Origin of the sequence: Methylobacterium phyllostachyos (assembly GCF_900103445.1) — a bacterium.
GTDB lineage: Bacteria > Pseudomonadota > Alphaproteobacteria > Rhizobiales > Beijerinckiaceae > Methylobacterium > Methylobacterium phyllostachyos.
The window spans coordinates 43,986-56,446 of record NZ_FNHS01000017.1 but is presented as its reverse complement, the minus strand read 5'-3'; the positions used below and the strand labels follow the sequence as shown (position 1 = coordinate 56,446).

Here is a 12,461-nt window from a genome sequence, read left to right as displayed (position 1 = left end):
TTTTTAATGCCGAACATAAATTTCACATCTCGGAAAAACAGGATTTCTAATCGGATCCGTCTTGCACGAGATCTCATCGATGTTCAGGCGGATGGTCAGGGCGCCTTGGGACGCCGAGATCGTCAAAGTGCATCGCCCGCGACGGCCTGTGGATTGCTCAAACCGTGCCTGCCCTGGAACAGGCGCTCGCTGGTCAACCGGAGGAGGTAGAAACCGAATTCCGGGTTCTGGTAGTAGAGTTGCTTCACGTCCGAGTAGGACACGCACAGGGCGTGCCCGGCCTCGACGCAGACCAGCGAGGCCGTGCGGGCGTTGCCGGGCGACAAGAGACCGAGTTCGCCGACAATGCCACCCTTGCGAACCTCGATCCCCACCTCGGGAATCCGAAAAACACCGCTCTCGATGTAATACATCTCGTCGGCGGTATCGCCCTTGCGGAACACCACCTCGCCAATGCCGAACGGGCGCCGCGAGCCGAATGGCCGCAGCCATTCGAGGGAGAGGTCGCCGTCGGCGGCCGTCTCGACGTCGCGGACGAGGCGCAACATCTGCCAGAGCCGATAGGCGTTGAACGGCATCTGGATCAGCTCGGTCAGCACCACCGGCATGCTGCCGATCAGGCTCCCGTAAACGATCACCGCGCAGCTCGCGCATAGGGAGATGATCCGCAACGGGATCATCGTGCTCATGGCGGTGGCCGAGATCGTCAGAGCCGTGCCGAGATAGCCGATCGCCTCAATCCAATTCATGGTGTCCCCCTCACTGACATGCGGGGGATGCCCATCCCGCCGGGCCCCTGCAAGACGCCCGGGCGGATGCCCGGTCCGCGTCGCTCAGGCTGTGCCCGGGCTGATACGCTCCGCAACGGCTTCACCGGCGCGCGTGCCCTCGGCGTAGGCGCCGCCCACGGTGCCCCATTGCTCCCGGGAGAGCGCCTCCCCGGCGAACCACACGGTGTCGCCCACGGGCTCGCGCAGCTGCAGCCGCGCCGGCGCGTGCCCTGGCGGGACGACGGCCCAGGAGCCGCGGGACCACGGATCGTGGCGCCACGCGCTCACGGTCGGGATCGTCAGGTCGCGCAGCCGCGCATAGCCGAACACGTCGGCCAGGACCGCCCGGACGTACCGGCGCACCCCGTCCGTCCCGGTCCCGGCGGCGTCGATCGCCGCTGCCTCGTGACAGTCGAGCTCATAGTAATGGAACGGCGTTCCGTCGATGCGGGTGAGCAGGCCCGGTGGTGCACGACGCCCGCCGTGAATCGCCGCCAGGCGGTCCCGGCCGCGGAACGGGCTCGACGGCCAGTGCAGCACCGCATGCTCGTAGATGCCGGTTGTGAAGCCGTCGATGGCGGCCCGGACGGCGTTCGGCAGCGGCGGCGAGAAGGTCGGTCCGTCGCGCAGCACCATCATCGGCACGGTCACGATCAGGGCGCGGGCCCGATACACCGTACCGCTGGCGGTCGTGGCGTGAACACGGCCGCCCGACCAGTCGACCCGCGTCACCGCCGTCCCCAGCGCCACCGGTAAGCCATCGGCGAGGCGCGCCAGATAGCTGCCGTAGCCGTCGGCGAGGAAGAAGTTGTCGCTGTACTCCATGCTTGGGAAGTCGTGGATTGAGATCTCGCCGAGCGGCCGGCCGGAGACGAGGCCATGGACCTGCGCCACCCGGGCGCCCCAGGGTCCGAGCCCCGGGGGCAATGCGGTCGCGGCCGCCCTGTCGGCGCCCGGTCGCGCGGCGCCGCGGGTCATCGCTTGGTCGGCCCGGGCGAAGGCCCGGGCGTTGGCGCGGACCTCGTCGCCGCGGCCGGGCCGCCGTCCGACCCATACATGACTGTCCTGCGGGGCCTTGCGCAGGCGCTCGCCGCGCGCACGGCCCAAAGCCACCAGTGGATTGATCGGCCCGGCATGGAGCCAGTGGGCGCCGAGATCGAGGGCATGGCCGCGCAGGGCCACCGTCAGGGCGCGGCCGCCGACCCGGTCGCGGGCCTCCAGCACCGCGACGGACACGCCCCTCGCGGCGAGCGTCCGCGCCGCGCCGATGCCGGCGGCCCCGGCCCCGATCACCAGCACCTCCGGATCCTCAGGCAGCGGCGCGAGTCGGGGCCTGTAGGCGGGCTGTCGCGGGGGCTCGGCGCCCCGCGGGCTCAAGCCCCCTGGTCTTGCGTCCTGCACGTGCGTTCCCCGTTCCTTCACCGGTGCTGCGGCACCGGCAGCCTTGCGCCGCCAGCCACACCGCTCCACAACGCGGCCGCGCCGCGACGGGCGGCGACCGGAACCCTCACCCGATGCTCGTCGAGTCCGCCGCGGCGGCTTTGCGCCAGACCTTCTCGCCGCCCCTGCGGGCGATCCTGTGGAAATCGCTCGGCCTGACGCTCGGGCTCCTGGTCCTCGTCTGGCTCGGCCTCACCCGGCTGGTCCAGGCGTTTCAGGCGAGCCACCACATCTCGTCCCAATACCCGATCCTCGACAGCCTCGCCTACTACCTGGCGGGCTTCGGGCTGTTCGTGGCCCTGGCCTATCTGATGCCGGCGATCTCGATCCTGGTGGCGAGCTTCTTCCTCGACGACGCGGCAGCGATCGTCGAGCGCACGGATTTCCCCGGGGACCCGCCAGGCCAAGCCATGCCTTTCGGTACCGCGATGCTCTACGCGGTTCGCTTTGCCGGGGTGACACTGCTGGTCAACCTCGCGGCTCTGGTGATCTTCTTCGTGCCGGTGATCGGGATTGCGGCCTTCTTCGCCGCCAATGCCTACCTGCTCGCCCGCGAATATTTCGAGATGGCGGCGGCCCGGTTCAGGCCCTTGCCCGAGGCCGCCGCGATGCGCCGGACCTTCCCGATTCGGACGCTCGGTGCCGGCTGCCTGCTCTCCGCGATGATGGTGGTGCCGATCCTCAACCTGCTGACGCCGCTCTTCGGGATCGCCCTGATGGTCCATCTGCACAAGCGCCTCAGCCGACGCGAGCGTCTGACCGGACCACGCGGTGCGTAGCCGGCGATGCGGCAATGCCCGCTCTGGCCGTCGCGGGCATTGGCCGCTACCGTGAGGTGTGCGTCTCCGGGCGCCGTGGCGGAGAGCCGATCGATGAGGGCGGACGACGCAGAGCGGGATGTCCCCCCGCCCCCCGGCAAGGCGCCGTTCCTCCTCGTCGGCCTCGTCGGTATCGGGCTCCTGGCCTGGGGCGCCTACGGACACTGGCAGCGCGACGTCGCGGCGAGCGCGACGCTGGAGCGGATCAAATCCCTCGTCCCACAGGTGCGCACGGTCACGGCCGAGAAGGCTGAGGGCTCGCTCGATCTCGTCCTGCCGGGGGAGATGCAGGCCTTCACCAGTGCGGCGATCGCGGCCCGGGCGACCGGCTACATCGCCGAGCGCCCTGTCGATATCGGCTCCCGCGTCCGGGCCGGCGACCTGCTCCTGCGGATCGCGGCCCCGGATCTCGACCAGCAGCTCGCCCAGGCCGAGGCGCAGGTCGGCCAGCTCAAGGCGCAGCTCCTCCAGGCACAGGCGCAGGTCGAGCAGGCGCGCGCCAACGTGAACCTCGCCAACCTCACCAACAACCGGACCACCACGCTCGCCGTGCAGGGCTGGGCCTCCCGACAGAACGCGGACACCTCGCAGGCCGGTGTCCTGTCCCAGGCCGCGACCCTGGCCGCCGCGGAGGCCGGCGTGAAGGTGGCGACCGCCAACATCATGTCCCAGCAGGCCGTGGTCGATCGGCTCAAGGCGCTGACGGCGTTCGAACGCGTCGTGGCGCCCTTCGACGGCGTCGTCACGGTCCGCAACGTCGATGTCGGTGACCTCGTCCGGGCCGACAACGGCGGCACGCCGCTCCTGAGCATCGACCAGGACAGCATCCTGCGCATCACCGTGAACGTGCCGCAGAACGACTCGGTCGGCATCCGGCCCGGCGTCAAGGCGGTGATCACGGTGCCTCAGATCCCGGACCGCGCGTTCGACGGCTTCGTGGAGCGCAGTTCGGTCGCCTTGAATGCCGCCTCGCGGACCCTGACCGCGCAGGTCGATGTACCCAATCCCGATCGGCTGCTGCGAGCCGGGTTCTACGCCTACGTGACGTTGAAGATCCCGCGCACGGAGCCGGCGGTCGCGGTGCCCGCGGAGGCGACGGTGTTCAACAGCAAGGGGCTGCAGGTCGCGCAGGTGGGCGACGACGACCGCGTGACGTGGCGGACCGTCACGGTGCGCCGCGACCTGGGCCGCACGCTCGAACTGGAATCCGGCCTGTCGGCCGACAGCCGCATCGTCTACAGCCCGCCGCCCGACCTTCGCGACGGCCAACCGATCGAGCGCGTGAAAACGCCCCCGGTGCCGGAGCCGATGCGCTCGGCCCAGCGCTGAGCGACCCGACTGGCCTCAGTTCACCCGGACGACGAGCTTCATCTTCGGATGAATGCCGCAGAGCACCTGGAACGTGCCCCGTTCAGTGAAGGTGATCGGCGTGCGGCTTCCGGGCTCCTGGTCGCCGGAATCGAAATTGAAGGTTTCGGATTCCACGAAAACGTGGTGCAGCAGGTCGCTGTCGTCATTGACGAAGGTAACCACCTCCCCGCGGGCGACCACGAGGTTGTCGGGGTGGAACATCCGACCCTTCTGCGAGACCAGGATGCCGGAGGCCTGGAGCTGCCCGATGACCAGCAGGCCGGAGGTTGCGCCCAGGGCCAGGGCCAGCACCGTGGCCAACGGGATGCGCCATCCGACGCTCGCGGCGGTCCAGGATCGGAAGGCGACCATGTGATACCTCGGGTTTCGAGGACCATTCTCGCACCCACTTCATTGAAGAATCATTGTGCGATACCCGATTACGCACTCGGATCCGCCGAACGATCGGGATACGACCTGTCTTCGCCCTGCTTGTTAAATCGAATTGCTGGGATTGCGAGCTAAGCGCCTCTTAATATGTCGCAACTACAGATAGCTGAACGTGTGGCGCGGCGGCCGGTGCGATGCAAGACCCCGAGACGGCGACGGAGGACAGGAACGCGGTGGTGCTCCCGGGTGCCGAGCGCGGGTTCCTGTCGTTCTTCACCACGATCCGGGGGCGGATCTTCGTCGCCTTCCTGAGCATGAGCCTGCTGTCGGGGGCGCTTGGGCTCTACGCGGTCGTCGCGATCTCGCATATCGGCACGCTGGTCAATCGGACGTACGACGAGTCGTTGATGTCCATCAACTACGCTCGGGCGACTGCGGCCGACTTCGCCAAGATGCGGACGGCCTTCGCCCGGCGGATGCACCTGCGCAACGAAGCCGAGACCGCCAAGCTCAACGCCGAGATCGCCGACCTATCGACGACGCTGGCCGAAGACCTGACCATCGCGGTCGAGCGGTCGCAATCCGACCGGGCGGTGCGGACGGCCGGCGCAGTCCAGGCGGCGGTCTCCGCTTGGGAGGAGATGCGGCGTGGCCTCGATCCCGCCACGGCCCGGCCGGACCGCTGGGACGCCCTGGATCAGCAGGCCAGCGTGGTCGACAATCAGATCGACCTGCTGGTGAATTATACGGCCGGCGACGGCTTCACCTTCCGCCAGGCGGCCCGGATGCTCGTGGCCCGGGAGATGCACGTCAACGCCGTCGCGGCGTTGCTTGCGATCGTCGCTTGCGCCCTGGTCGCGTGGTTGCTCAACCGCCGCATCACGGGGCCGCTGGCCGCGGCCTCGCAGGCCGCCGAGCGGATCGCCAGTGGCCGTCTGGAGGACCGCATCCCCGCCGGGGGGCGCGACGAACTCGGCAGCCTTCTGCGCTCCATGGCGGTCATGCGCGACAACATCCAGGCGATGATGGCCCGCGAGGTAAGCCAGCGCCGCCGCGCCGAAGCGTTGGTCACGGACGCGCTCCAGACATCCCGGGAGGGCGTGGTCGTCGTCGATGCGGCGGGGCGGATCGCATTGGCCAACGCCCAAGCCCAGCGCTTCTTCGCGGGCCTCGGCGCCGCGATCGAGGCGGGGGTCTCCCTCTGGGGCAACGTGGACAGGGCCGAGATCGGCGAGGCGAATATCCTCGGGGATTGCTTCCGGGCGCTGGCCCGCGACGGCGATATCCGGCTGGCGGATGGGCGCTGGCTGCGGGTGAGCCGCAGCGCCACCCAACAGGGTGGTTTCATCGCGGTCTGCAGTGACATCAGCCTGCTGAAGGAGCAGGAGGATCGGCTGACGGAGACCAATCTCCGCCTCGATGCCGCTCTGGACAACATGTCCCAGGGCTTGTGCCTCTACGATGACCAGGACCGCCTGATGGTCGTCAACCGTCGCTACGGCGAGATCTACGGTTTGTCGGCCAACGCGGTGGTTCCGGGGATGACCGCCGTGCAGGTGATGACGGCGAGCCTCGTGGCGGGGAACCATCCGGGCTGTGACATCGAGACGTTGCTGCGCGAGCAGCGCGAGGCGTTCCACGGTGGGGCGTGGCACACGCATTTCCAGGAATTGTGCAACGGCCGCATCGTGGCGATCGAGCGGCGCAAGACCGCCGATGGCGGGTTCGTCGCCACCTACGAGGACGTTACCGAGCGGCGCCGCGCCGAGGCCCGCATCGCCTTCCTGGCGCACCACGATATGCTCACGGGGCTGCCGAACCGCATCGCCCTCGGTCAGCAGATCGAAATGGCGATGGCCCAGGCGGGGCGCGATCACGGTTTCGCGGTCTTCGCCGTCGATCTCGACGATTTCCGGCCGGTGAACGAGACTCTGGGGCATGGCGTCGGCGACGAGTTGCTCGCCGCGGTGGCGAACCGGCTCACGGCCTGTGTGCGCGAGATTGACTGCGTCGCTCGGCTCGGCGCCGATGAGTTCATCGTCATTCAGCGCGGCATCGACCGGCCCGAGGATGCGGCCGTGCTCGCCCGGCGAATCATCGAGGTGGTGAGTACACCCTACAGCCTGAGCAACCACGAGATCAGCGTCGGGCTGACCATCGGCATCACGCTCGCACCGAGCGATGGGACGAGTTGCGACAAGCTCCTGAAGAACGCCGAGGTTGCCCTCGACCGCGGCAAGTCCGAGGCCCGGGGCTCGTTCCGGTTCTTCGAACCCGAGATGGATGCCCGCCTGCAGGCCCGCCGGCTCCTGGAGCGCGACCTGCGCGACGCCCTCGCACGCGAATCGTTCGAGGTCTACTACCAGCCGATCTACAGTCTCGACGCCGACCGGATCTGCGGCTTCGAGGCGTTGCTGCGCTGGAACCACCCCGTTCGCGGCTTCATCTCGCCGGCCGAGTTCATCCCGATCGCCGAGGAACTCGGCCTGATCGTGCCGCTGGGCGAATGGGTCCTGCGCCGGGCCTGCGAGGAAGCAGCCCGCTGGCCGGACGGGCTCAAGGTCGCCGTCAACGTCTCGGCGGTCCAGTTCACCTCGGCGAGCCTGATCAACATCGTGCGGGAGGCGCTGCGGAGGACCGGCCTGCCGGGCCGGCGGCTGGAGCTGGAGATCACCGAATCCGTCCTCGTGGCCAATCCCGGCGCCACCACCGCAATCCTGCACAGCCTGAAGGCGCTGGGCGTGCGCGTCGCGATGGACGATTTCGGCACCGGCTATTCGTCGCTCAGCTACCTGCGCAGCTTCCCCTTCGACAAGATCAAGATCGACCAGTCCTTCGTGCGCGACCTCTGCATCAAGGACGGGACCGACTTCATCGTGCGGGCGGTCATCGGCCTGGGCGCCAGCCTCGGCATGACCACAACCGCCGAGGGCGTGGAGACCGAGGCACAGCTCGCGCAGCTCCGCGCCGAGGGGTGTGACGAGGTCCAGGGGTTCCTCTTCAGCAGGCCCGTACCCGTCTCGGAGGTCGCCGCCGTGATCCACCGCTGGAATGGAGCCAGCCGGGCGATCGCGTAAGGGGCGGGCCTCGGGCGCGTTGGGCAACTCGCCCTCGCCAGCTGGGACACTCACGGATCGACGGGCACCCTACGGTGGACGTCTGCCCTCCCTCCCCCGCAGGGGAGGGAGTCGAAGCGAAGCCCTGTGCCTTACTCCGCCGCGTCGAGGCGCGGGCGCTCGATGTGGCTGCGCTCGGCCTTCACGAGCTCGGCCGTGCGGAACGCCACCTCCAGCGCCTGCTCCGCGTTGAGCCGCGGGTCGCAGTAGGTGTGGTAGCGATCCTGCAGGTCGTCGGCCGTCAGCGCCCGGGCGCCGCCCGTGCATTCGGTGACATCCTTGCCGGTCATCTCGAGATGGATGCCTCCCGCGAAGGTGCCCTCCCCCCGGTGGACGCCGAAGAAGCCCTCGATCTCCTGCATCACGCGCTCGAACGGACGCGTCTTGTAGCGACCAGCCGGGATCGTGTTGCCGTGCATCGGATCGCAGATCCACACGACCTTGCGCCCTTCCCGCTCGACCGCTCGGATCAGGGCCGGCAGATGCTCGCCAACCTTGTCGGCGCCGAACCGGCAGATCAAGCTGAGGCGCCCCGGCTCGTTCTCCGGGTTGAGCAGGTCGATCAGCCGGATCAGGTCATCGGCCTTTAGAGACGGACCGCACTTCAGGCCGATCGGGTTCTTGATGCCGCGGGCGTATTCCACGTGGGCGTGGTCCGGCTGGCGGGTGCGGTCGCCGATCCACAGCATGTGGCCGGAGGTCGCGTACCAGTCGCCCGTGGTCGAATCGACGCGGGTCAGCGCCTCCTCGTAGCCGAGCAGCAGGGCCTCGTGGCTGGTGAAGAAGTCGGTGGTCCGCACCTCCGGATGGGTCTCCGGGTTGATGCCGATCGCGCGCATGAAATCGAGCGCGTCGGTCATGCGGCTCGCCACATCCTGATAGCGGGAGGATTGCGGCGAATCCTTCACGAAACCGAGCATCCAACGATGCGCGTTCTCGAGATTCGCGTAGCCGCCGGTGGCGAAGGCACGCAGCAGATTCAGCGTCGCGGCCGATTGCCGGTAGGCCTCCAGCTGGCGCCGCGGATCGGGCACCCGCGCCTCCTCCGAGAAGCCGATGCCATTGACGATGTCGCCCCGGTAGCTCGGCAGGCTGACGCCATCGAGCGTCTCGGTGGGCGAGGAGCGCGGCTTGGCGAACTGCCCGGCGATGCGCCCGACCTTCACCACGGGCGAGCCGCCCGCGAAGGTCAGCACCATCGCCATCTGCAGGAACACCCGGAAGAAATCGCGGATGTTGTCGGCGGAATGCTCGTCGAAGCTCTCGGCGCAGTCGCCGCCCTGAAGAAGGAACGCCTCGCCCGCCGCGACGCGCGCGAGCGCTGCCTTCAGCTTGCGGGCCTCACCGGCAAAAACCAGCGGCGGAAAGCTCGCGATCTGCGATTCGACGGCACCCAGGGCGGCCACGTCCGGATAGGCGGGCACCTGCTCGATCGGCAGATGTCTCCAGCTCTTCGGTGTCCAACGCTCGCCCATGGCCTCTCTCCGCGCACCTCTTCGTGCGACCGCGCTTCACGCGCGAAGCGGGGCTTATAGAGAGGTTCCGGTGCGGTTGCGAGTGCCGGAATGCGAGGGGCAGGCGCGACCGGGATTCAAGCCTCGCCGTCCTCAACCTCGATCCCGTGCTCGGCGAGGATCCAGAAGATCGCCTCCAGATCCTCCGCAGAGACGTCCCGGGGCGGCAGTGCCTCTTCCAGGTCATCGTAGGTCAGACAGCGGCTGCGCTGCGCCTCGGCCTTGGCGAGCAGCTGATCGATGGCGCGGCGGATATCGGGGGGGAGCGCATCCTGGCTCGGCGGGCGGTGGAAGACGGGGCGAAGGGCATCCGCCAGCAGGCCGTCGATGATGGCCTGCCGGCGCGCATGCGCGTCGTCGCCGCCCCGTCCCTTGCCTGCGCCCTGCTTTCCCATGCCCCTGATATGGCTCGGTCGGGCACCGCGTCGAGGCCCCCGGGGATTCGGAGCGGCTAGCCGACGCCGACCGGGTGCTTCGTGACTTCGGGCACCCGCATCGTCACCAATTCCTCGGCGGCCGTCGGGTGGACCGCGATGGTCCGGTCGAAATCGGCCTTGGTGGCGCCCATGGTCACCGCGATGCCAACCGCCTGGATGACTTCGCCGGCATCGTGCCCGAAGATGTGGACGCCGACCACGCGGTCGGTGGCGCAATCGACGATCACCTTCATGAGGATCCGCTCCTCGCGGCCCGAGAGCGTCGCCTTCATCGGACGGAAGCGCGCCTTGTAGACGTCGATCTTGCCGTAAACCTCCCGCGCCACCGCCTCGCTGTGGCCGACGACACCGATCTCGGGCGTCGAGAACACCGCCGTGGGGATCAGGCGGTGATCGACGCAGATCGGCTTACCCCCGAAAACCGTGTCGGCGAAGGCGTGGCCCTCGCGGATCGCCACCGGCGTCAGGTTGGCGCGGTTGGTGACGTCGCCGACCGCGTAGATCGACGGCACCTTCGTCTGCGAGTAGGCGTCCACCGGGATCGCCCCGGCCGGGTCGAGCTCGATGCCGACGCGGTCGAGGCCCAGCCCCTCCACGTTGGGCCGCCGGCCCGTCGCGACGAGCACCTGATCGGCCGGGACCTCGCTGCCATCGTCGAGGCGGGCGCAGAGGGCGCCGTCCCGCCGTTCGATGCCCGTCAATGTGCTGCCGAGGCGCAGGTCCATCCGGTGACCGTAGGCCTCCGCGAGGGCGTCGCGGACCTCCTCGTCGAAGCCGCGCAGCAACTTGTCGCCGCGGTGCAGCAGGGTCGTGGCGCTGCCCAGCGCCGCGAACACACCCGCGAATTCCACCGCGATGTAGCCGCCGCCGATCACCAGGATGCGCTCCGGCAGGCGCTCCAGCTCGAACACCTCGTTCGAGGTGATCGCCAGCGCGATGCCGGGCACCGCCGGCTCCTTCACCGGATGGGCGCCGACTGCGATCAAGATCCGCTCCGCCCGGACGGTCCGGCCGGTTTTCAGAAGTCGCACCGTGTGCGGATCCTCGATCACGGCCCGCTCCGGCGCGATCTCGACCCCCGCTCGGATCAGGTTGGCGTCATAGATGCCCTCGAGCCGGGTGACCTCGGCATCGCGCCGCCGTTTGAGGACGGACCAGTCGAAGCGCGGCTTCTCCACGGTCCAGCCGAAACCGGCGGCATCCTCGAACTCGTCGGCGAAGCGCCCGGCATAGACCATCAGCTTCTTCGGGACACAGCCGCGGATCACGCAGGTGCCACCGACCCGGTATTCCTCAGCCAGCATCACCCGGGCGCCGTAGCCTGCCGCGATCCGCGCCGCGCGCACGCCGCCCGAGCCGCCGCCGATGACGAAGAGGTCGACGTCGAAATCGCTCATGCGGGGCCGTCCATCTCAGAAGTCGCTTCGGCACGTGGCCGGGACGCCTCGCGCATCCACGAGATGGCAGCGCCGAGGCCCGCCGTCCACCACGCCGCCCAGCCGTTGTGCTCGACGAAGGCGATCGCCGCCGCACAGGCGATGAGGCCGAGCGCCGTCGCTTGGTCCGGCTGCGCCAGTCGGGCGATGCGGGCGAGCATCAGCATCAGTGTCAGGGCCGCCAGGATCGCCCCGGGCAGGCCGAGCTCGGCCCAGACCTGGAGGAAGCTGTTATGCGGGTGGCCGACCCCGAGGAGCACGCGCATCTCCGCGGGCACCGTCCGGGCCACCGGCGTCTCGGCGAAGCGCGCGCTCGTACCGAAGCCCGCGCCGCGCCAGGGATCGGTCGCGACCGCGGCCCCGAAGCTGCGTGCGATGGCGACGCGTGCGCGGGACGAGGATTGCTCGAGCCGTGCGTGGGCCGCTTCCGGCATGACGCGGGCGAGGAGGTCACCCTCCACCGGCGCGAGGGCCAGGGCGAGGCCGAGGCCGAGGCCAGCGAGCCCGATCGCGATGCGCCACGGCAGCAGACGGGCGGCCGCGAACATCGCACCTCCGGCCAGCAGCCCGAGCTGAGCGGCGCCGCTGATCGAGCGCATCACGCCGAGCGCCCCGAGGGCCAGCACCGCCCCGGCGGAGCCCCGGCTGCGCCCGCGCCACAGGACCAGGGCCAGCGGGCCGGCCACGAGATCGAGGGTGAGCGCCGGACGATTGTGTACGAAGGCGGCGGCGCGGTGCCCCAGCGCCCGTCCCAAGGCTAGATCGGTCGCGAGGTCAACGGCGATCAGGACGCCGGCGAGCACAACCGCAATGGCCCCCAGCCGCACCGCAAAACGTGGGATGCGACCCGGCGCGAGGCTCGCTAGGAGGTAGGCGGCTGCCAGGGTCGGCAGGAACTCGCCCGCCACTCGCAGAGACGAGGCCGGGAACGGGCTCCAGGCGAGCGAGATGAGGCTCCAAGCCAGGAAGGCGAGTCCCGCCCCGGCGAGCGGACTCGCTAGCGGCCTCAGCAACCGGTGCGCCGTCCCGCCGCGATCCTCGATCAGGCGCCCGGCCAGGAAGGCCGTCGCCGCCAGCCCGACCACGACTGGGCTCGACCGGTTGGCCAGCACCATCGCGAGCGGCATGATGGCGAGGAGGGCGCCGCCCATAGCATAGAGGCGGCCGGCTGCGTTCACGAAGCGGCGCTC

General features: G+C 69.4%; 10 protein-coding genes. 3 read left to right on the top strand and 7 right to left on the bottom strand.

The features are described 5' to 3' along the window. Window positions 1–122: 122 nt before the first annotated feature. Together BLQ49_RS23700 and BLQ49_RS23695 are read right to left on the bottom strand one after the other, a co-directional pair. Complete coding sequence (locus BLQ49_RS23700) at window positions 123–749, bottom strand: Crp/Fnr family transcriptional regulator (RefSeq protein WP_091720581.1); 627 nt, start codon at window positions 747–749, stop codon at window positions 123–125. 84 nt (window positions 750–833) lie between these two features. After that, entirely contained in the window at window positions 834–2,147 is a 1,314-nt protein-coding gene (locus BLQ49_RS23695; protein WP_091720578.1) for a flavin monoamine oxidase family protein, read from the bottom strand. Window positions 2,148–2,284: 137 nt separating this feature from the next. Here BLQ49_RS23695 and BLQ49_RS23690 point away from each other — a divergent pair, with 137 nt between their 5' ends. After that, the gene (locus BLQ49_RS23690) at window positions 2,285–2,989 is read left to right on the top strand and encodes a sulfate transporter family protein (RefSeq protein WP_091720575.1); all 705 of its coding nucleotides are present in this window, start codon (window positions 2,285–2,287) and stop codon (window positions 2,987–2,989) included. A gap of 93 nt (window positions 2,990–3,082) precedes the next feature. Continuing rightward, on the top strand, window positions 3,083–4,357 hold the full coding sequence (locus BLQ49_RS23685; RefSeq protein ID WP_091720573.1) for an efflux RND transporter periplasmic adaptor subunit: 1,275 nt from the start codon (window positions 3,083–3,085) through the stop codon (window positions 4,355–4,357). A 15-nt stretch (window positions 4,358–4,372) separates the two neighbouring features. Here the strand turns inward: BLQ49_RS23685 and BLQ49_RS30440 are convergent, their stop codons facing one another. Continuing rightward, the gene (locus BLQ49_RS30440; RefSeq protein ID WP_244507739.1) at window positions 4,373–4,750 is read right to left on the bottom strand and encodes a cupredoxin domain-containing protein; all 378 of its coding nucleotides are present in this window, start codon (window positions 4,748–4,750) and stop codon (window positions 4,373–4,375) included. Window positions 4,751–4,962: 212 nt separating this feature from the next. Between BLQ49_RS30440 and BLQ49_RS23675 the strand changes: the two genes are divergently transcribed. After that, the gene (locus BLQ49_RS23675) at window positions 4,963–7,845 is read left to right on the top strand and encodes an EAL domain-containing protein (protein ID WP_091720570.1); all 2,883 of its coding nucleotides are present in this window, start codon (window positions 4,963–4,965) and stop codon (window positions 7,843–7,845) included. A 131-nt stretch (window positions 7,846–7,976) separates the two neighbouring features. Here BLQ49_RS23675 and BLQ49_RS23670 read toward each other — a convergent pair whose 3' ends face one another. The 4 genes from BLQ49_RS23670 to BLQ49_RS23655 all read right to left on the bottom strand — a co-directional run bounded on the left by BLQ49_RS23670 (window position 7,977) and on the right by BLQ49_RS23655 (window position 12,422). Beyond that, the gene (locus tag BLQ49_RS23670) at window positions 7,977–9,359 is read right to left on the bottom strand and encodes a class II 3-deoxy-7-phosphoheptulonate synthase (protein ID WP_091720568.1); all 1,383 of its coding nucleotides are present in this window, start codon (window positions 9,357–9,359) and stop codon (window positions 7,977–7,979) included. Between the two features lie 116 nt (window positions 9,360–9,475). After that, window positions 9,476–9,793: an RNA polymerase sigma factor region1.1 domain-containing protein gene (locus BLQ49_RS23665; RefSeq protein ID WP_091720564.1), complete on the bottom strand. Its 318-nt coding sequence runs from the start codon at window positions 9,791–9,793 to the stop codon at window positions 9,476–9,478. 56 nt (window positions 9,794–9,849) lie between these two features. Beyond that, on the bottom strand, window positions 9,850–11,232 hold the full coding sequence (gor, locus tag BLQ49_RS23660; protein WP_091720562.1) for a glutathione-disulfide reductase: 1,383 nt from the start codon (window positions 11,230–11,232) through the stop codon (window positions 9,850–9,852). Continuing rightward, window positions 11,229–12,422 carry an O-antigen ligase family protein gene (locus BLQ49_RS23655; protein ID WP_091720560.1) on the bottom strand — a complete coding sequence of 398 codons (1,194 nt, stop codon included), beginning with the start codon at window positions 12,420–12,422 and terminating at the stop codon, window positions 11,229–11,231. Before BLQ49_RS23655 ends, gor begins: the two co-directional genes overlap by 4 nt. Between the last annotated feature and the right edge of the window lie 39 nt (window positions 12,423–12,461).